The sequence below is a fragment of the Streptomyces sp. NPDC127129 genome (assembly GCF_042671585.1).
Taxonomy (GTDB): domain Bacteria; phylum Actinomycetota; class Actinomycetes; order Streptomycetales; family Streptomycetaceae; genus Streptomyces.
The window spans coordinates 225,448-244,319 of sequence record NZ_JBHXTV010000004.1 but is presented as its reverse complement, the minus strand read 5'-3'; the positions used below and the strand labels follow the sequence as shown (position 1 = coordinate 244,319).

Below are 18,872 nucleotides of genomic sequence, written 5' to 3'. Positions count from 1 at the left end.
GACGTATCACCGGTCCCGCCCCGCGGGGCCGAGGTGAGCGTCGAGGGCGGCCCGGAGCAGCGGTTCGACGTCGTCGGTGCGCACGGCGAGCTGGAGGCTGCCCCAGGCCCAGAGCTGCGCGATGCCGTGCAGGTTCGCCCAGAGCGCGGCCGCGACGACGGCCGGTTCCGGGACGGCCGCATCGGGGCGGGCGCGGGCGACGAGCCGGCCGAGGAGGTCGAAGAGCGGCAGGGTCGTCTCGCGCAGTCCGAGGCGGCCGCTCTCCAGCAGGTCGTGCCGGAACATCAGCTCGTACATGCCGCGCCGGGTGAGCGCGAAGTCGAGGTGGACGCGGGCGAGGGCGTCGAGCTGGGCTCGCGCCCCGTCGCGGGTCTCCGCCTCCTCCCCCACGGCGGCGGCGATCCGTCCCGCCAGCTCCCCGAAGCCCTCACGGGCGATGGCCGACAGCAGGTCGAGGTGGGTCGGGAAGTACCGGCGGGGCGCGCCGTGGGAGGCGCCGGCGCGCCGGGCGATCTCCCGGAGGGACAGCGCCTGCGCGCCCTCCGTGTGCACCAGCCTGACTCCGGTGTCGATCAGTCGGCCGCGCAGCCCGGCCTCGGTCTCGTCGTTCATAGACACTGTCTACCAGGCGTGAGTAGACAATGTCTACGAGCTCTCCGGGCAAGATCGAGTACGCACTCCGCTACACTGTTCGACAGCGAAGGGGAGTAGCCCTGCGAACCGGTCGTCGACACACTGGAGCCCTCGGGTTCCCGGTGACCGGGTCCGTGCGAAGGCGCGGACGGGCGAGACCTTCGGCCAGGCATTCGCCATGTCCGCATCCTGTGGGCGTGGTCCGTCATGCCGGGCCGAGTGGTTCTTCCCGTCGCCCACCGTGGTGCCGTGCGGATCCCGGGCCCGGATCGAACAGAGAGCCCCGGTATGCACCTCGACCCCTTGGCGATCCTCACCGCCTTCGGGCTGATCTTCCTCGCCGAGCTGCCCGACAAGACGATGTTCGCGTCCCTCGCCATGGGCACGCGCATGCGTCCGCTGTACGTCTGGTTCGGGACGTCGACCGCGTTCATCGCGCACGTCGCCATCGCCGTGGGCGCCGGCAGCCTCATCGGACTGCTGCCCGACTGGATCGTGAAGCTGATCTCGGCCCTGCTGTTCGCCTTCGGCGCCTTCATGCTGCTGCGCGGCGGGGGCGACGACGAGGACGACGAGGCCGGCGGCAAGGCGGTGACCGGCTTCTGGCCGGTCTACTCGACCGCGTTCATGGCCGTGTTCATCAGCGAGTGGGGCGACCTGACGCAGATCACCACGGCCAACCTCGCCGCCACCAACGGCACCTGGTCCACGGCGGTCGGCTCCGCCGCGGCCCTGATGAGCGTCTCGGCCCTCGCCCTGGTCGCGGGCCGCTTCATCGCCAAGCGCGTGCCGCTGAAGACGGTCCAGCGGATCGGTGGCCTGTGCATGGCGGCGCTGGCGATCTGGTCGCTGACCGAGATCTTCGTCGGCTGACCCGACAACCGCCCCGCCGACCGACAACCGCCCCGGCCGGCCGACTGCCGGCCGGGGCGCGGTGCACGGCCCGAGCGGTGCACCGCTCGGGCGTCGCGATCGCCCGTCACCACTCGCGCGCGGCCACCAGCTCCTCCACGTCGGCGTCCGCGAAACCGTATGCCGTTGCCACGAACCAGAAGTTCTCGGCGATCTCCTCGCGCGCGACGGTCTCGATCTCGCTCCCCGCCTCGTCGAAGTCCGCCTCCAGTGCGTTGAACTCCTCGGTGGCCGCCTCCGTGAGCGCGTACAGCCCGGTGAGGTCGGACGGCTGCTCCGCCTCGATCCGCTCGCAGAGCCTGAGCAGGATGTCCCGCCCCTTGTCGACGACGTGGTCCGGGTAGTACCCGTCCTCGTACAGCGCCTTGAGAAAGGCGTACCCCGCCACCTGCTCGTTCGTGATCGACATCCGTGCCTGTCCCTTCCCCGCATGATCACCGGACACCCCCATCGTGCACCAGACCACTGACAGCGCCGCCGGAATGCCACTCTGGAGGGACCGTCCGACGACGAGGGGTGGCCCGTGAGTACCGATCCGATCCATCAGGAGCTGGACCAGGGCGCCGAGAAGACGGCCGCTCAGGTCGTCGCGTGGCGCCACCATCTGCATCAGCACCCTGAACTGCCCAACCGCGAGGCCGGCACGGCCCGTCTGATCGCCGGTCATCTCCGCTCCCTGGATCTGGACGAGGTCCGTACGGGAATCGCCGGGCACGGCGTCGTGGGCGTGCTGCGCGGCGGCGGCGCGGACCCGGCGGCCGGCGGCGGGCGGGGCGGGCGCGTGGTGGCGCTGCGCGCCGACATCGACGCGCTGCCCGTCGAGGACCTGTGTGGTGAGGACTTCGCCTCACGGGTCGTGGACACCGACTACCCCGGAGGGCCCTTCCCCGTCTCGCACGCCTGCGGCCACGACTGCCACACGGCGATGCTCATGGGCGCCGCCTCCGTGCTCGCCGGCGTGCGCGACCGACTGCCCGGGACCGTGCTGTTCGTCTTCCAGCCGGCCGAGGAGGGCCCGCCGGTCACCGAGCGCGGCGGGGCGCGGGCGATGCTCGACGAGGGCGCCTGCGACGACCCGGTGCCGACGATGACGTTCGGGATGCACGTCACGCCCTATCCCAAGGGGTACGTGGGGTACCGGGTGGGCAACCAGTACGGGGCCTCCACCCTGGTGAAGATCGTGGTCACCGGCAAGCAGGTCCACGGGTCCACGCCCTGGCAGGGCGTCGACCCGATGCCCGCGGTGGGCGCGGTGCTCACCGGGATCGGTCAGCTCTACCGGCAGGTCTCCGCGTTCGACCCGGTCACGGTCTCCATCGGCCACGTCGAGGACGTCGGCCGGTTCAACATCATCGGCCAGACCGTCACCCTGTGGGGCACGGTCCGCTGCGCGGTCGAGTCGGACATGGCCGAGGTGCAGCGGCGGCTCGCCACGCTCGCCGAGCATTCGGCCGCCGCGTACGGCGCCACGGCCGCGGTCGAGTACCTGCAGGCGGTCCCGCCCGTGCACAACAGCGCGGAGTGGGTCGCCGCGGGGCTTCCCACGATCCGCCGGGTGGTCGGCGAGGAGCGGACGGTCGAGACCGGGGCGACGCTCGGGTACGACGACGTGTCCGAGTTCATGAACCGCTTCGGCGGCCTGTACGTGATGCTGGGCGTCCAGGACGCCTCACTGGACGGGGACGGCCGTCCGGTCCCGCTGCCGGGCGGGCGCGGCCTGGTCACCAACCACAACCCGCACTTCTACGCCGACGACGACACCCTCGTCACCGGCGTCCGGCTGCACGCGCACATGGCGTACGACCACCTGACCGGCGCACTGGCCCCCTAGGGCGTGTTGCGGAAGTCCCGAGTTGCGGCGTACGTGACAGGCGGGAGGCTGGGACTGGAAGCCGCCTGCCCGGCCGACCCGCACCCGCCGACCCGCACCCGCGTAGCCGCAGGGAGAGACGATGAGTGACCTCGCAGCCCTCGCCGACGAGCATCTGGCCGCCGCGCGCACCGCGCCGCACGAGCGGAGCGCCCAGGTGGTGATGCACGACGGCGTGCTCCGGCAGAGTGTGATCGCCCTGCTGGCGGGCGCTTCGCTCGACGAGCACACCGCGCCGCCCGCGGCGAGTCTGCAGGTGCTGCGGGGGCGGGTGAAGCTGACGGCGGCGGAGTGGTCGGAGGAGCTGGGCACGGGAGAGCTGAAGATCATCCCCAAGGAGCGGCACGGACTCACCGCCGTGGAGGACGCGGTGGTCCTGCTGACCGCCGTCATGGACTGATCGCGATCTCGCGCCCCTGCGCTCAGAGGGTCTCGTCCAGGTCCTCGGCGTAGTGCTCGATGGCGGGGCGGTACCGGCGGACAGCGGGGTCCTCGCTCGTGCCCGCGACCAGGCGCAGCAGCAGCCGTGTCGACTCGTGGTGCTCGCCGGTGTTGTACAGGGCCATGGCCAGAAAGACGCGCAGCGCGCCGTCGTCCGGGAACTCCTCGACCCCGCCGCGCAGGGTGGCGACGGCCTCCTCGTACCGGCCGAGGACGCGGAAGGTGCTGCCGAGGCCGAGCAGCGCGCCCCTGCGGTCCTTCTCGGAGAGCGCCGCCCCGGCCGTCGCCCTCAGCGCCCGCTCGTAGTGGGGAACGGCCTCGGCCTCCAGACCGAGCACGTCGTGCGCCCAGGCCGTCTGGTAGGCCACCTCCGCGTCGTCGGGGTGGCGCGCGGCGAGCGCCACCAGGCGGTCCCGCGCCTCCTCCTGACGGCCCTGCTCACGCAGTCCGACCGCCGCGGCCAGCAAGGCGTCCCGCTCGGGGCCGGAGCGGGAGTCGTCGTTCACGGAGCCTTCGTCGTTCAGGAAGTCGCTCATGGACGCATCGTCGCAGGTCGCCCGGGAGTGTGACGGGGCGGCTGCCAGATGACGGAACGCCATACTCCTGCCCGCCGGTTGTGGCGCCCGGACCCATAGAAGGCCCCCGTCGCCCGCCCCTAATCTCCCGGCCACACCCCGACATGCCGTCGGCATGACCGAGCCGCCCGGGAGATCCCATGCGTCCACCCCACACCCGCCGCCGCCCGCGCGGGCCACGCCGGCTGGCAGCCCTGCTGCTGTGCGCCGCCGCGGCCCTGTTCCCGTCCGTGACACCCGCCGCGGCCGCGGCACCCACACCCGTACCCGGTGAGCTGCGGCCGTACGACATCGGCGCCGTCTACAGCTCCGGCATCTCGTCGGGCGGCTACATGGCCACGCAGCTCCACGTGGCGTACTCGGGCACGTTCAGCGGCTCGGCGGTGTTCGCCTCGGGGCCGTACGACTGCGCCCAGAACACGCTCGCCACCGCCCTCAACGCCTGCATGAACACCGTCCAGGACCTCCAGCTCGCACAGCTGGAGCAGACGACGCGGAACTGGTCGGCGCAGGGTCTCGTCGACCCGGTCGCCAACCTCGCGGGCGATCCGGTGTACGTCTTCAGCGGCTCGGGCGACTCGACCGTGAAGCGGCCGGTGGCGGACGCGCTCGCCGACTACTACGGGCGGTTCGGCGCAAGCGTCCAGTACAACCGGAGCACGGCGGCCGGTCACGCCTGGATCAGTCCGCTCGGCCCCAACTCCTGCACCGTCACACAGAGTCCGTTCATCAACAACTGCGGTTTCGACGCCGAGCGTGATCTCCTCGGCCACCTGCGGGGATCCGTCGCGCCGCCCGCTTCGACCCCCGCCGGCACGCTGATCCGGTTCGACCAGAACGCCTACGCCCCGGGTGGATCCGCCGCGGCGCTGTCGCTCGACGACAACGGTTTCGTGTACGTGCCGAAGTCCTGCGCCGAGGGTGCGTCCTGCTCCTTGATGGTGGCGCTGCACGGCTGCAAGCAGGGGTACGGGTACCAGGGCTTCGGGACCCAGTTCGTGGACAAGGCGTATCTCAACGAGTACGCCGACACCAACGACATGATCGTGCTCTACCCGCAGGCCGAGGCGACGACCACGCTGGAGAACCCCAACGGCTGCTGGAACTGGTGGGGTTACCTCGGCGACTCCGACTACGCCCGGCACGGGGGCGACCAGATCGAGACGATCATGGCCATGGTCCGGGCGCTGCGCGGCGGCTCCACTCCCCCGCCCGTGGCCGACCGGGTGACGTTGCCGAGCCTCGACGCGCAGGACGGTTACGTCAAGGCGTCGGCCGACGGCACGGGTGCGGCGGTGGGCACGCTGGAGGACACGTACGGGCTCGCGCTCGGCCGTGGCACGGACGCCAAGGTGAACCGGACGCTGCTCTCCTTCGACACGTCGAGGATCCCGGCCGGCAAGGAGATCACGCGCGCGTACCTGTCGGTGGTGCGCAGCAGCGGTGCGGGCGATCCCTGGGGCTCCCCGGCGGGCAACCGGCTGCTGGCGGACGTGACGACCGGGTGCTTCGGCGGCTGCGCCGTCGAAGCCTCGGACTGGTCGGCGCCCGCGACCGTCCCGGGCGGGGCGCTGGTCGCGGCGTTCTCCTCGGGCTCCGCGACCTCCACCGACCTGTCGGCACCTGCCCTCGCGGCCCTCGACCGCAGCGGTACGACGCAGGTCCGGCTGCGCTTCGAGACGGCCCCGGCCTCGAACGCGTACCTCTTCGTGAACAGGGACACGCCGGTGACCCTGACGGTCGAGTACCGCTGACCTCGCCACGACGACGCACGGCCCCCGCGGTTCGACCCCCGGGGGCCATTGCGCCGAGCCACCCCTGCACCCAGCACCGGCACCGTTCCGTGGGCGATGTAACGCCTGCTGCATTCCGTGGCGTGACGAGTGATGACACGCAGATACGGTGGCTGGTCCTGGGCGGCCGGGCACCCGGATTCCCTGCGGCACCGCGCACCCAACAGTGAGGCACTCCGGTCATCGGCCCGCACGGCTCACCCGATCGGCCGACCGGGCGGGCCGGGGCCTCTCGTTCCGCGCGAACCTCCGGGACCGCGAGCCGGGGCGGCGGGTGCCCGCCTCCGCCGTGCTTCACGGCCACGGTTCGGCAGGTGGGGTCGGCCGGCGGCTGGTCCAGTGGTAGGGAGTACTGCCCGGACGTCGACGCACCTGGACGGCACCACATGACCATGTCCCCTTTCGGTTCCCTCGGCGGATCGGATCCGTTCAACGAGCTTCTCAACCGCTTCTTCGGCATGTCGCCGGCCGCCTCTCCGCCGGCCGTGCAACGCGTGCCGATCGGCAGACTCCTGACGGACTCCGCGCGGGACCTGATCGGCCGGGCCACCGTCCGCGCCTCCGAGGACGGCAGCGCCGACCTGGACACCGAGCATCTGCTCTGGGCCTGCACCCAGGTCGACCCGGCGCGCTCCCTCCTCGCCCAGGCGGGCGCCGATCCCGACCGGCTGGCCACCTCGATCTCCGGCGCGCTGTCCGGCGAGAGCGGCATCCCGTCGGCGGAGCCCGGACTCACCCCGTCGGCCAAGCGCGTGCTGCTCAGGGCGTACGAGCGCTCCCAGGCGTCGGGGGTCTCGTACATCGGCCCCGAACACATCCTGGGCGCGCTCCTCGGCGATCCGAACTCCGCGGCGGCCAAGTCGCTGACGGCGTACGGAACGGACGTCGACGGACTGCGCTCGACCGCCGAGCGCGCGGTACGGCCCGACGGCGCCCCGACGGCCCGGCCGGAGAGCAGGACGCCCACGCTCGACGAGTACGGCCGGGACCTCACGGAGGAGGCACGGGCGGGGAAGCTCGACCCGGTGGTGGGACGGGCCGAGGAGATCGAGCAGACCGTCGAGATCCTCTCCCGCCGCTCGAAGAACAACCCGGTGCTGATCGGCGAGCCGGGCGTGGGCAAGACCGCGATCGTGGAAGGGCTCGCCCAGCGGATCGTGGCGGGCGAGGTCCCGAAGACCCTGGAGGACAAGAGGGTCGTCGCCCTGGACCTGTCCGGGCTGGTCGCCGGCGCCCAGTACCGCGGCCAGTTCGAGGAGCGGCTGAAGAACGTCATCGACGAGGTGAAGGCCGACGCGGACGCGACCGTGCTCTTCATCGACGAGCTGCACACCGTGGTCGGTGCGGGCGCGGCGGGCGAGGGCGCCATGGACGCGGGCAACATGCTCAAGCCCGCGCTGGCCCGCGGTGAGCTGCATGTGGTCGGCGCCACCACGATCGACGAGTACCGCCGGTACGTGGAGAAGGACGCCGCCCTGGAGCGGCGCTTCCAGCCCGTGCTGATCCCGGAGCCCTCGGTGGAGGAGACCGTCCAGATCCTGGAGGGACTGCGGGACTCCTACGAGGCCCACCACCAGGTCCGATACAGCGATGCGGCGCTCGTGGGCGCCGCCGAGCTCTCCGACCGCTACGTCTCCGACCGCTTCCTGCCCGACAAGGCGATCGATCTGATGGACCAGACCGGCGCCCGGGTGCGGCTGCGCTCGCTGGGCAAGTCGACCGAGGTGGTCGACCGGGAGGACCGGCTGGCGAAGCTGCGCCGCGAGAAGGACGAGGCCGTCGCCGCCGAGGACTTCGAGAAGGCGAACGAGCACAAGAACGAGATCGCGCGGCTGGAGGCCGAACTGTCCGGTCTCGAGGAACGGCGCGAGGGCGTGATGGAGGTGACGGCCGACGACATCGCGGAGGTGCTGTCGCGCCGTACCGGCATCCCCGTGGCGCAGATGACCCAGAGCGAGAAGGAGAAGCTCCTCAAGCTGGAGGACGCGCTGCACAGCCGGGTGGTGGGTCAGGACGAGGCCGTCACGGCGATCGCGCAGGCCGTGCGGCGCAACCGGGCGGGCATGGGTGACCCGAACCGTCCGGTGGGTTCGTTCCTCTTTCTCGGCCCGACCGGAGTCGGCAAAACCGAGCTGGCGAAGGCACTGGCGGAGCTGCTGTTCGGCGACGAGACGCGGATGGTCCGCTTCGACATGAGCGAGTTCCAGGAGAAGCACACGGTCTCCCGGCTCGTCGGCGCGCCGCCCGGTTACGTCGGCCATGAGGAGGCGGGCCAGCTCACCGAGAAGGTCCGCCGCCAGCCGTACAGCGTCCTGCTCTTCGACGAGGTGGAGAAGGCCCATCCGGACGTCTTCAACACCCTGCTCCAGGTCCTGGACGACGGCCGGCTGACGGACTCGCAGGGCCGGACGGTCGACTTCCGTCACTGCGTGGTCATCATGACGTCCAACATCGGCGCCCAGCGGATCCTGGCCCACCACGGCGACGTCTCGGAGATCCGCGACGATCTGAAGCAGGATCTGCGGGGCCACTTCACGCCGGAGTTCCTCAACCGCATCGACGAGACGATCATCTTCCACGGTCTGGGCGAGGAGCATCTCGGGGACGTCCTCGCTCTGCTGCTGCGCCAGAGCGAGCGCCGGGTCCGTGCGCAGGGGCTGGACCTTGAGGTGACCCAGGCGGCGAAGAAGCTGCTCGTCGCGCACGGGCACCAGCCGGAGTTCGGCGCGCGACCGCTGCGCCGCACGATCCAGACGGAGCTGGACAACCGGATCGCCGACCTGCTCCTGGGCGGTGAGGCGGACCCGGGCGACACGATCGTGGCGGACGTCGTGAACGACGCGCTGGTGTGCCAGGTGCAGCACCAGGAAGCCGCTTCGCGCTGACGCCCTCGAACCCCGCGGGGCCTGAAGCGTGTTGTCCTCCTCTTCAGGCCCCGCGGCCATGCGTGCACCCGGTGGACCTCGCAGGGCGGTCAGCGGAGCGGTCAGCAGGACGGTCAGCGGGGCGGCTCGGGAAGTTCCTCGCCCGTCTCCAGGAGGGACTTGAGGCTGGAGATCAGGGCCGGCCACCCCTCGCCGATCATGCCGCGCATCGTACCGCCGGGCTCCAGGTCGTCGTGGACGACGGTGAGCTTGACCATGTCGCCGGCCGGCTCGATGTCGAAGGTGACCTTCGAGCGGCGCTCCTTGGCGAGCTTCGCGTACACCTCGTCGCCGATCCCGACCGCTTCGGCCCACTCGGGCGTGAAGGTGTGCCAGGTGTAGGAGAGGCGGCGGCCGGGGTCGGCCGCGAGGACGACCTGCTCGGGGTCGCTCGTCCTCCGGCCGCCCTCGTCCCAGACCATCGGGGATCCTGCGGTCCAGGTCGTCTCGAAGGCCACGCCCCAGTAGCGCCGGGTGAACTCCGGGTCGGTGAGCGCCTGCCAGAGCTCCTCGGGCGTGGTGCGGATGTAGGTGGTGTAGACGAACGCGTTGCTGTCCATCGGGCTCTGCTCCAATGCTGACTTCAGGTCGGCGAGCGCGCTGACGCGCTCGCGGGCGTACCGGCTGATCCAGCGGTCCCCGATGGCGTGGATCGGAGCGGCGTTCAGGTAGTGCAGCTTCTCCCGCCCGCGCCGCACCGTGACCACCAGCCCCGCCGCCTCAAGGACCGCCAGATGCTTGCTGACGGACTGCCGTGCCATGTCCAGACCCGCGCAGAGTTCGCGCAGGGTCTGGCCGTTGCGGGCGTTCAGACTGTCGAGCAGCCGTCGCCGGCTGGCATCGGCCAGCGCCTTGAACACCTCGTCCATCGCCCCACCTCAACATGCAGCCATTTAACTGCCTCTACGATAGGCAGCCGATCGGCTGCACGTCAACGACCGACCGCGCCGCCGGGCCGCAGGGCCGCCACCACCAGGCCTTCCACCTCCTCCGCGGAGACTCCTCCGCCTCGCACCACCCGGTCGAACACGAGCCCGTCCACGCATGCGAGCAGCGCCAGCGTGCGCCCCTCGGGGTCCTGCACCCCTCGGGCGGCGAGGAAGCGGCGGACCGCGTCCCGCCCCGGGTTCTCCCGTGGGACCAGGATTTCGCGGAGTTCGGGGTCCCGCACGCTCTCGACGGTGCAGGCGTAGCGGGCGAGGGAACGTCGGCGACCCTCGCCGCTGAGCCGCGCGGCGACGAGCGCTGCGACCGCGTCGGCCAGTTCGGCGGCGGAGCGCAGTTCACCGACACGTTCCCCGGCCGCGCGCAGCTCGGCCTGGTCGAGCTCGACCAGGCGCCGGACCAGTCCGCTCAGCAGAGCCGAACGGGTGCGGTAGTACGCGGAGGTGGTACCGGCCGGGAGCCCGGCGGCCGCGTCGACGGCGCGATGGGTCAGGCCGCGCATCCCGGCGTCGACGAGTACGCCGAGCGCGGTGTCGGCGAGCACGGTACGGCGGTCGGACGCGGCGCCGCTCTCGGCAGGCCGCTTCACGTCGGGGCGATCAGAAGTCACCCCCTCTTTCTACACCTGTAGAGGGTGCGCGCTACGCTCTTCTACAGATGTAGAAGAGTCCGGGAGAAGCGAAGAGAGGCTGATCGCCATGGGGAACGTCGCTGTCGTCGTCGGCGCGGGCATCGGCGGGCTCGCCGCGGCCATCGGGCTGCGGCGCGTCGGCTGGGACGTGACGGTCGTGGAGCACGCGCCCGTGCTCGACGACGCGGGCGCCGGAATCTCGCTCGCCGCCAACGGCGTGCGCGCCTTGGACGCCCTCGGCGTCGGGGCCGCCGTCCGCGCCGCCGGGCGGGGTCAGTACACCGGGGGCACGCGCACGCCGGACGGGTCCTGGCTCGCCCGGATGGACGGCGCCGCCCTCGAACGCGCTCTCGGCACGCCCATCGTCGGCATCCCGCGCGCCACCCTCCACCGACTGCTGCGCGCGGCCCTGCCGCCACGGAGCCTGGCCGTCGGCCTGGAGGTGACCGCCCTGGACCGCACGACGCCGGGCCGCGTCCGTGTCCGCACACGGGCGGCCGAGGCTCCGGCGGCCGAAGGCGGGGCGGGGATCGACGCCGACCTGGTCGTGGCCGCCGACGGCGTCAACAGCCGTATACGGGCAGCCCTGTTCCCCGGCCATCCCGGCCCGGCCTACAGCGGATCGACCGTGCTCCGCGCCCTCACGCACCGCTCGCTGGACCTCCCCACCGACTTCGAGATCACCTGGGGGCGGGGCACCGAGTTCGGGCACATCGCCTTCACCGACGGGCGGGCGGAATGGCACGCCGTCCTCAATTCCCCCGCCGCAGTGCGGTACGCCGACCCGCTCGCGGAGGTCCGGAGGCGCTTCGCCGGCTGGCACGCACCCATCCCGCGGCTGCTCGACGCGACACGGCCCGAAGCCGTCCTGCACCACGACATCCACGAACTGGCCACCCCGCTCCCGTCCTTCGTCGTGGGCCGCGTCGCCCTGCTCGGCGACGCGGCACACGCGATGACCCCGAACCTGGGGCAGGGCGCGTGCCAGGCCCTGGAGGACGCCGTCGTCCTCGCCGCCGCGCTGGCGAGCGGACCGGACACGGACAGCGCGCTGGCCTCCTACGACGCGGAGAGGCGCCCCCGGTCCCAGTCCGTCGGCGTCGCCGCCCGCAAGGCGGGGCGCATGGGGCAGCAACTCTCCCGGCCGGGAGCGGTGCGGCTGCGGAACGCCGCCCTGCGCCTCGCGCCGTCCGGCGCCACGCTGCGGGTGATCCTGAGGCACGCCGACTGGACCCCGCCGTGGCTGCCGGGATCCGCCGCGACGCCCCAACCTGGTGAATAGGTGCGAAACCACCTGGTCAACGGGGCTGCTAGCGTGTCCGGATGTCCCTGAAGCACGCGGTCCTCGCAGCCCTCCTGGAGGGCGAGGCGTCCGGATACGACCTGGCCAAGATCTTCGACGTGTCCGTGGCCAACTTCTGGGCCGCCACACCTCAGCAGCTCTACCGCGAGCTCGACCGGCTCTCCGAGGCGGGACTGATCGCCGCCCGTGTGGTGGAACAGGAACGGCGCCCCAACAAGCGCATGTTCTCCCTCACCGACGCGGGCCGGCAGGACCTCGTCGCGTACACGGCCCAGCCGCCGCGCCCGACCGCGATCCGGGACGAGTTGATGGTCCAGGTGCAGGCCTGCGACGAGGGCGACACCGAGGCGGTGCGCGGCTTCGTCCAGGAGCGGATGGAGTGGGCGCGGGGCAAGCTCGCACGCTGGGAGAGGCTCCGGGAGTGGATGCTCGCCGGCCGCGACGAGGCCACGTACCTGAGCGAGGCCGAGCGGATCGGGCCGTACCTCACGCTGATGCGCGGCCGCTACCTCGAGGAGGAGAACCTGCGCTGGGGCGAGCAGGTACTCGCGATTCTGGACCGGCGGCTGGCCGCGCGGCAGCGGGCCGGAGGCTCGGCGGCCCGCCGGTGACGCACGTTCCTACCCTGCGGTAGCGTCACCCGTCGACGACCGGACGGGCCGGTCGGAGACAAGGGGCGGGCCTGATGAACGTCGGTGACATCGTCAAGGACTTCACTCTTCCGGACGAGACGGGGACACCCCGATCGCTGGTCGATCTCCTCGCGGACGGACCCATCGTGCTGTTCTTCTACCCGGCGGCCATGACGGCGGGCTGCACGGCGGAGGCCTGCCACTTCCGCGACCTGGCCGCCGAGTTCCGGGAGGCGGGGGCGCGCCCCGTCGGCATCAGCTCCGACGTCGTCGAACGACAGCAGGAGTTCGCCGACCGCCACTCCCTCGGCTACCCGCTGCTCTCGGATCCCGAGGGCTCGGTCCGCGACCTGTTCGGGGTGAAGCGGGGCTTCTCGCTCGCGCCGACCAAGCGGGTCACCTTCGTCATCGACGAGAACCGTCGGATCCTCGAGGTCGTCCGCAGCGAGCTCCGGATGAGCGCCCACGCCGACCGCGCCCTGGCGGCGCTGAGGGCACGCACGGCCTGAGCCCGGTCATGGACATTGGATCGTAGATCGTGGATCCAATATCCATGATCCACGGCGCCTTCGACATGCGGGCCGACGGGGGGTGGGCGAAACTCGCTCATATGTGGCCGACTTCAGGCCACCGCAGGAACGGAGCGCAGGAATGGACGACTACCCCGCACTCAACCTCTTCTGGACCATGCTCTGGTTCTTCCTCTGGATCATGTGGCTGTTCCTCCTGTTCAGGGTCATCACGGACATCTTCCGCGACCATGAGATGAGCGGCTGGGGCAAGGCGGGGTGGCTGATCTTCTGCATCCTGCTCCCCTTCCTCGGTGTGCTGATCTACGTGATCGCCCGCGGCAAGAGCATGACCCAGCGGGACGTGGCACAGGCCAAGGAGAACGAGGCCGCATTCCAGTCGTACATCCGCAAGACGGCGGGTACGGGTGGCGGTGGCAGCCACGCCGACGAACTGGCACGGCTCGCCGAACTGAAGGACAAGGGCGCCATCACGAACGAGGAGTTCGAGAAGGCGAAGGCCAAGGTCCTCTCCTGAGGAAGGGCGGCGCGGACCCACCGGCTCCCGTTCTCTCCCGCCGACTGCTGCGGGAAGCATGGGCCCAACCCGGCCGGCTGCCCGAACTGCTCGCCATGTTCGCCCTGCGGCACATGGGCCCGCAGGCCGGGCGGGCTGTGGAGCGGCTGCGCCGGGACCATCCGGACGCCACGCCCGCCGAACTGCGCGCCCTGGTCGCGGCGCGCGGCCGGCGGGCGGTCACCGCCGAAGGGGCGTTCGTGGGCGGGCCGTTCATGCTGCTCATCCCCGTCGCCTTCTGCGGCGCGCTGCTGCTCCAGGCGCGGGCGATCCTCGTACTGGCGGGTCTGGACGGCCGGGACACCACCGACCCCGAGCGCGCCGCCGAACTCCTGGTCCTGCAGGGGGTGTACGCGGACACGACGGCCGCCGCGGCCGGGCTGCGCGCCGGCCCGGCTCCCACCGACGGCACAGAGCCCCGCCCGGGCCGGATCGCGTCCCTCTGGAAACTGACACTGCGGATGTCCCGCCTTCTCGGCATCGTCACGCCGGGCGACGACGGCCCGGGCAGGCTCGCCCGGATCGGGCAGTGGCTGCTGCTGATCGCGGTGTTCGTGACCGGACTGGTGGCGCCCCTGGTGTGGCTGCCGTACATGGGGGTCTCGTACCACAAGGCCACGACCGCGCTGCTGCATCGGGCCGTCGTCTTCTACTGCGGCACTCCGGACCCTCCTCCGCCGCGCACGGGACGACTTCAGCCGGAGATGGTGGTGGCCTCGCTGCGGGCGCTGGCATCGATCGTGCTCCCGCTGGTGGCGGTGATCCTGGTCCTCTTCACCGACCGGGAGCTCGGCGGAGGGCGGTGGCCTCTGCTCGCCCTCGTCCTGGTGGTCATCCCCCTGGTGGTGGGCGGCACCTGGGTCTGGCGCCACCTCTCGGCGCGCCGCTCACACTGACCCACCCCTAATCGGCATCCAAGATGCTTGTTTGATACGGTCCCGGTGTGCGGTTGACGAAATTCACCGACCTGGCGCTGCGTGCCGTGATGCGTCTGGCGGTCCCCGGAACACCCGGCCAGGAGTCCGCGGTCACCACGCGGGAGGTGGCCGAGGTGATGGCCGTGCCCTACGCCCATATGGCGAAGGTCGTCACACGGCTCCAGCACCTCGGCGTCGTCGAGGCGCGACGTGGGCGCGGCGGCGGCCTGACCCTGACGGAGACCGGGCGACGCGCCTCGGTGGGGTGGCTCGTCCGGACCCTGGAGGGCGAGGAGGAGGTCGTCGAATGCGAGGGCGAGACCCCCTGCCCGCTGCGCGCGGCCTGTCGGCTGCGCGGCGCGCTGCGCCATGCGCAGGAGGCGTTCTACGCATCGCTCGATCCCTTGACCGTGGCGGACCTGGTCGAGTCGCCCACGGGACCTGTGCTTGTCTCGCTGGGCATCCGGCACGACGACTGACACCCACCACCCCTTTCCGCAAGACCCCGATCACCCTGTCCAAACGCGCAGTTTTAAATACGTAGATCATCTACCACAATAGGAGCTTCAATGTTGTCCGAGCAGGCCACCCCCGTCGTCCGAGCCACCCTCCCCGTCGTCGGGGCCGCGCTCGGCGAGATCACCGAGCGCTTCTACGCCGGAATGTTCGCGGCCCGGCCGGAACTGCTCCGCGACCTCTTCAACCGCGGGAACCAGGTCAACGGCGATCAGCGACGGGCGCTGGCCGGCTCGATCGCCGCCTTCGCCGGGGCGCTCCTGGAGAGCCCTCACACCCGGCCGGACGTCATGCTCTCCCGCATCGCCCACAAGCACGCCTCGCTGGGAGTCACGTCCGAGCAGTACAAGGTCGTCCACGAGCACCTCTTCGCCGCCATCGTCGACGTGCTCGGCGACGCCGTCACACCCGAGGTCGCCCAGGCCTGGGACGAGGTCTACTGGCTGATGGCCAACGCCCTCATCGCGCTGGAGTCCCGGCTCTACGAGGAGACGGGGGTCGAGGAGGGCGGGGTCCGCCACCCCATGGAGATCGCCGGACGGCATCGGGAGACGGCCGACACGGTCTCCTTCGCCCTGCGTCACACCGACGGACGCCCCACGGGATCCTTCCGGCCCGGACAGTACGTGAGCGTGGGCGTCGCACTGCCCGACGGCGCGCGCCAGATCCGCCAGTACAGCCTCTCCGCCGCACCGGGCCGCCCTGAGTGGCGGATCACGGTCAAGCGGGTCGACGGCGACCCCGCGGGTGAGGTGTCGACCTGGCTCCACGAACACGCGCGCGTGGGCGACACCGTCGAGGTGTCCGCACCGTTCGGGGACCTCGTCCTGCCCGAGGGGGAAGGGCCTCTGCTCCTCGCCTCCGCCGGAATCGGCAGCACACCGATGCTGGCCATGCTCGACCACCTCGCCGCCACCGGCTCGCACCGTCCGGTCACGGTCGTGCACGCCGACCGCTCCCCCGCCGACCACGCACACCGCGAGGAGCTGCGCCGGCTGGTCGGCGCACTGCCGAACGGCTCCCTGCACCTCTGGTACGAACAGCCGGGCGCGGCGGACGCGCGCCGCGGCCACGCGGACGTGACCACGCTCGACCTGCCGGCCGGCGTGACGGCGTACCTGTGCGGCCCGCTGCCCTTCATGCGCCAGGTGCGCGGCGACCTGCTGGCTGGCGGCGTCGCCGCTTCGGCCGTCCACTACGAGGTCTTCGGCCCGGACCTGTGGCTCGGCGCCGGGAACTGACCGCTCCCGCACCCGGAGAGGTGCGGGAGCGTGTCATGGCGGGAGAACCGCTCAGCAGCTCATCGCCCAGGTGTGGGAGTCGCCGCGGTCGTTGGCGACGCCGTTGTACCCGACCTCCTGCCCGGGAGTCAGGCAGATGGTCATCGCGCCGCCCTGATGTGCGCTCTCGTAGACCCGGACGTGGTCCTTGATGCCCGGTCCCGAGATGCCGTGGTTGGCCCAGGAGGAGTCGGTGTCGGCGATCCAGCTCTCCCACCAGCCGTCGTCGCCGCTCCAGTTGGCGCGCTGGCCGCCGAAGTTGGCGTTCTCCCAGGCGCAGAACTCGCCACTCGGACAATCGGCCGCCTGGGCGGGTGCGGTCAGGGCGAGTCCGCCCGTGAGGGCGAGCAGGGCGACGGCCGTGGTGAGGATGCGCTTCATGAAGCGTCGTTGCCTTCCTGTGCGGTGACGGGTGCGGACAGCTCGGCTGCCCGCCGCAGTGCGCGGGTGCGCAGCTGCTGGTAGGTGGTGAGCTGGTCGCCTCGCAGGGTGCGCACCTTCGCCAGCTCCGCGGGTTCCAGCCGCGCCCGGACCTCGGCGAGTCCGCTCTCCCTGTCACAGCGGGCGACGAGCGCGGGGTCGGGTCGTTCGGTGCGCGGGCGGCCGGACGGGGTCGCGCACCGGTTCCAGCGCCTGAGGGCGGCCCGGTGGGCGGGGTCGTCCTTCATCCGGTTCTGGGCCTCGGCCCGCAGGTTGTCGACGGTCACCTGAGCGCGGAACCAGCGCGTCTGGTCTCCGTACAGGGTCCGGCGGGCGGAGGCGAGGCAGCCGTCGGTGTGGGCGGTGACGGTGTGTCCGGTGGCCAGGGTGAGTGACAGTTCGCGGGGACCGGTGCCGAAGAGCGCCGCCTGGAGGTGCCGGTCTCCCTCCGGGGTGTCGGGCCGCCGGGCGAGGGTGAGTCCGCGGGCGTCCAGGCAGCGGTCGACCAGGGTGCGCTCCACGGTCCTGAGCAGGGCGTCCTGCGCCTGCGGAGTCCGCGGAACGGCCGGTCCGGGCTCGGTCGTGACGCATCCCGCGAGCAACAGCCCGGCGGCAAGGGCGCCGACCGCACGGCGGATGTGCGCACTTGTGTCCGGCATGGTGGCCCCCCTCGTGACGCCCCAGGTCAGCGGGGCGAGTAACGGGTTCGTCACAGCCCGTGACGATCTTGCCCGGTCACGGAAAGGGCATGCGAGGAGTCACCCGAAGGGGTTGAACGCGCCGGAGTGTGCGCCCCTCACGAGCGGTCCGCGCCCGGGAACCGACCGCGGACACGGGCCGAGGAACGACAAAGCCCCGGTTGGACGGGGGATTCCAACCGGGGCCGATTGCCGCGACGACGAAGAGCGGTCACCGCAAGGGGGGGACCTGGGGACCGGGCCCCTTCGCCATCACACATTGATGAACGATAAACCTTCAAGACGAGTTCCGCGGCGCCCAGGGTGCCCGATGTGAGACACCTCACCCCCTTTTTTACCGTTCGTGCGTCTCACATCACGGACGGTAGACCGACCCCGGCTCCGCCTTGCCGGGCGCGAGGAGCTGAGGGACCGTCACAAAGGTGAAGCCTCGTTCCTTGAGCTCGTCGATGATCCCCGGTACGGCGGGGACGGTGCCGTCGTAGATGTCGTGCAGCAGGATGATCCCGTCCCCCTGCGCCCCTTCGAGCACGCGCTTCCGTATGAGGTCCGAATCGGTCGTGGAGTAGTCCTTGGCCGTGACGCTCCACAGGATCTGCGCCAGCCCGAGATCGCGGCTCACCTCCGAGACCGTGCCGTCGGTCCGCCCCTGCGGAGGCCGCATGAGGGTCGGCCGGCTTCCGGTGATCTTCTCTATCGCGTCCTGGGTGCGGGAGAGTTCCTCACGTACCTCGCCGGCCTCCAGGTCGGTCAGGATGCGGTGCGTCCACGTATGGTTCGCGACCTCGTGCCCCTCGTCCGCGATGCGCTTGACGATCTCGGGGTACCGGTCGACATGCTTCCTGCCGAGCAGGAAGAACGTCGCAGGGACCTCCTTCTCCTTGAGCACGTCGAGGAGGTGGGGCGTGTCCTTGCCGGGGCCGGCGTCGAAGGTCAGCGCTATGCACTTGACCTTGGCGCAGTCGACGGGCTTGGCCGAGCCGCCCGGTCCCGCGGCATCCTCCCCGCCCCGCTTGTCGTCCGACCCGGCCGCCTTGCCCCTGGCGTCGGCCGGGGTGATCGGATCGACCCCGCACCCGGTGAGGGCGAGCACGAGAGAGGCCGCCGCCAGAAGGGCGGCGGCCGATCCCCGGCGCTTCCCCGTATCGGTTCGGAACATGCTGCAACCCGCTTTCCCCGTAGATGGCTTCGAAGGGCGACCACGCCTGGTCAGGGGCGCCGTCGCGTACATACGGAAGCACTCTACACATCGTGTATACACGCGATGCATAGGGGGGTGCGGGGCATGCATGTGCC

20 protein-coding genes are annotated in these 18,872 nt (G+C 71.4%); 12 read left to right on the top strand and 8 right to left on the bottom strand.

Annotated elements, in window-relative coordinates; genetic code table 11:
* Positions 1–6: 6 nt before the first annotated feature.
* Positions 7–612 (bottom strand): TetR/AcrR family transcriptional regulator, encoded by a 606-nt coding sequence (locus ACFVGW_RS09520; RefSeq protein ID WP_385851490.1) that lies wholly within the window; start codon positions 610–612, stop codon positions 7–9.
* Positions 613–921: 309 nt separating this feature from the next.
* Between ACFVGW_RS09520 and ACFVGW_RS09515 the strand changes: the two genes are divergently transcribed.
* Positions 922–1,506: a TMEM165/GDT1 family protein gene (locus tag ACFVGW_RS09515; protein WP_385851489.1), complete on the top strand. Its 585-nt coding sequence runs from the start codon at positions 922–924 to the stop codon at positions 1,504–1,506.
* A 106-nt stretch (positions 1,507–1,612) separates the two neighbouring features.
* On the opposite strand, the gene ACFVGW_RS09510 is transcribed toward ACFVGW_RS09515, so the two are convergent.
* Positions 1,613–1,954 carry a DUF5713 family protein gene (locus ACFVGW_RS09510; RefSeq protein WP_383296115.1) on the bottom strand — a complete coding sequence of 114 codons (342 nt, stop codon included), beginning with the start codon at positions 1,952–1,954 and terminating at the stop codon, positions 1,613–1,615.
* Between the two features lie 114 nt (positions 1,955–2,068).
* Between ACFVGW_RS09510 and ACFVGW_RS09505 the strand changes: the two genes are divergently transcribed.
* Both ACFVGW_RS09505 and ACFVGW_RS09500 read left to right on the top strand, forming a co-directional pair.
* A complete protein-coding gene (locus tag ACFVGW_RS09505; RefSeq protein WP_385851488.1) occupies positions 2,069–3,376 on the top strand; it encodes an amidohydrolase in 1,308 nt (435 codons plus the stop codon).
* A gap of 121 nt (positions 3,377–3,497) precedes the next feature.
* Positions 3,498–3,815 (top strand): cupin, encoded by a 318-nt coding sequence (locus tag ACFVGW_RS09500; protein WP_352192580.1) that lies wholly within the window; start codon positions 3,498–3,500, stop codon positions 3,813–3,815.
* Between the two features lie 22 nt (positions 3,816–3,837).
* On the opposite strand, the gene ACFVGW_RS09495 is transcribed toward ACFVGW_RS09500, so the two are convergent.
* Complete coding sequence (locus tag ACFVGW_RS09495; RefSeq protein WP_385851487.1) at positions 3,838–4,392, bottom strand: tetratricopeptide repeat protein; 555 nt, start codon at positions 4,390–4,392, stop codon at positions 3,838–3,840.
* 179 nt (positions 4,393–4,571) lie between these two features.
* Here ACFVGW_RS09495 and ACFVGW_RS09490 point away from each other — a divergent pair, with 179 nt between their 5' ends.
* The gene (locus tag ACFVGW_RS09490) at positions 4,572–6,185 is read left to right on the top strand and encodes a poly(3-hydroxybutyrate) depolymerase (RefSeq protein ID WP_385851486.1); all 1,614 of its coding nucleotides are present in this window, start codon (positions 4,572–4,574) and stop codon (positions 6,183–6,185) included.
* 425 nt (positions 6,186–6,610) lie between these two features.
* On the top strand, positions 6,611–9,109 hold the full coding sequence (locus ACFVGW_RS09485) for an ATP-dependent Clp protease ATP-binding subunit (protein ID WP_385851485.1): 2,499 nt from the start codon (positions 6,611–6,613) through the stop codon (positions 9,107–9,109).
* Between the two features lie 113 nt (positions 9,110–9,222).
* On the opposite strand, the gene ACFVGW_RS09480 is transcribed toward ACFVGW_RS09485, so the two are convergent.
* The gene (locus ACFVGW_RS09480; protein ID WP_385851484.1) at positions 9,223–10,017 is read right to left on the bottom strand and encodes an ArsR/SmtB family transcription factor; all 795 of its coding nucleotides are present in this window, start codon (positions 10,015–10,017) and stop codon (positions 9,223–9,225) included.
* Positions 10,018–10,079: 62 nt separating this feature from the next.
* A complete protein-coding gene (locus ACFVGW_RS09475; protein WP_385851714.1) occupies positions 10,080–10,595 on the bottom strand; it encodes a TetR/AcrR family transcriptional regulator in 516 nt (171 codons plus the stop codon).
* Between the two features lie 196 nt (positions 10,596–10,791).
* Between ACFVGW_RS09475 and ACFVGW_RS09470 the strand changes: the two genes are divergently transcribed.
* The 7 genes from ACFVGW_RS09470 to ACFVGW_RS09440 all read left to right on the top strand — a co-directional run bounded on the left by ACFVGW_RS09470 (position 10,792) and on the right by ACFVGW_RS09440 (position 16,419).
* Positions 10,792–12,006 carry an FAD-dependent monooxygenase gene (locus ACFVGW_RS09470; RefSeq protein WP_385851483.1) on the top strand — a complete coding sequence of 405 codons (1,215 nt, stop codon included), beginning with the start codon at positions 10,792–10,794 and terminating at the stop codon, positions 12,004–12,006.
* A 41-nt stretch (positions 12,007–12,047) separates the two neighbouring features.
* Positions 12,048–12,638 (top strand): PadR family transcriptional regulator, encoded by a 591-nt coding sequence (locus ACFVGW_RS09465; RefSeq protein ID WP_383229041.1) that lies wholly within the window; start codon positions 12,048–12,050, stop codon positions 12,636–12,638.
* 74 nt (positions 12,639–12,712) lie between these two features.
* The gene (locus ACFVGW_RS09460; protein ID WP_352192588.1) at positions 12,713–13,168 is read left to right on the top strand and encodes a peroxiredoxin; all 456 of its coding nucleotides are present in this window, start codon (positions 12,713–12,715) and stop codon (positions 13,166–13,168) included.
* A gap of 142 nt (positions 13,169–13,310) precedes the next feature.
* Positions 13,311–13,706 (top strand): SHOCT domain-containing protein, encoded by a 396-nt coding sequence (locus ACFVGW_RS09455; protein WP_383229040.1) that lies wholly within the window; start codon positions 13,311–13,313, stop codon positions 13,704–13,706.
* Positions 13,707–13,801: 95 nt separating this feature from the next.
* Positions 13,802–14,641: a hypothetical protein gene (locus tag ACFVGW_RS09450; RefSeq protein ID WP_385851482.1), complete on the top strand. Its 840-nt coding sequence runs from the start codon at positions 13,802–13,804 to the stop codon at positions 14,639–14,641.
* 47 nt (positions 14,642–14,688) lie between these two features.
* The gene (locus ACFVGW_RS09445; protein WP_383229038.1) at positions 14,689–15,141 is read left to right on the top strand and encodes an RrF2 family transcriptional regulator; all 453 of its coding nucleotides are present in this window, start codon (positions 14,689–14,691) and stop codon (positions 15,139–15,141) included.
* Between the two features lie 90 nt (positions 15,142–15,231).
* The gene (locus ACFVGW_RS09440; protein ID WP_385851481.1) at positions 15,232–16,419 is read left to right on the top strand and encodes a globin domain-containing protein; all 1,188 of its coding nucleotides are present in this window, start codon (positions 15,232–15,234) and stop codon (positions 16,417–16,419) included.
* 51 nt (positions 16,420–16,470) lie between these two features.
* Here ACFVGW_RS09440 and ACFVGW_RS09435 read toward each other — a convergent pair whose 3' ends face one another.
* From ACFVGW_RS09435 to ACFVGW_RS09425, 3 genes are all read right to left on the bottom strand, one after another.
* Entirely contained in the window at positions 16,471–16,839 is a 369-nt protein-coding gene (locus ACFVGW_RS09435; protein ID WP_352192593.1) for a peptidase inhibitor family I36 protein, read from the bottom strand.
* Complete coding sequence (locus ACFVGW_RS09430; RefSeq protein WP_385851480.1) at positions 16,836–17,537, bottom strand: hypothetical protein; 702 nt, start codon at positions 17,535–17,537, stop codon at positions 16,836–16,838. Before ACFVGW_RS09430 ends, ACFVGW_RS09435 begins: the two co-directional genes overlap by 4 nt.
* A gap of 394 nt (positions 17,538–17,931) precedes the next feature.
* Positions 17,932–18,735 (bottom strand): polysaccharide deacetylase family protein, encoded by an 804-nt coding sequence (locus ACFVGW_RS09425; RefSeq protein ID WP_385851479.1) that lies wholly within the window; start codon positions 18,733–18,735, stop codon positions 17,932–17,934.
* Positions 18,736–18,872 lie beyond the last annotated feature (137 nt).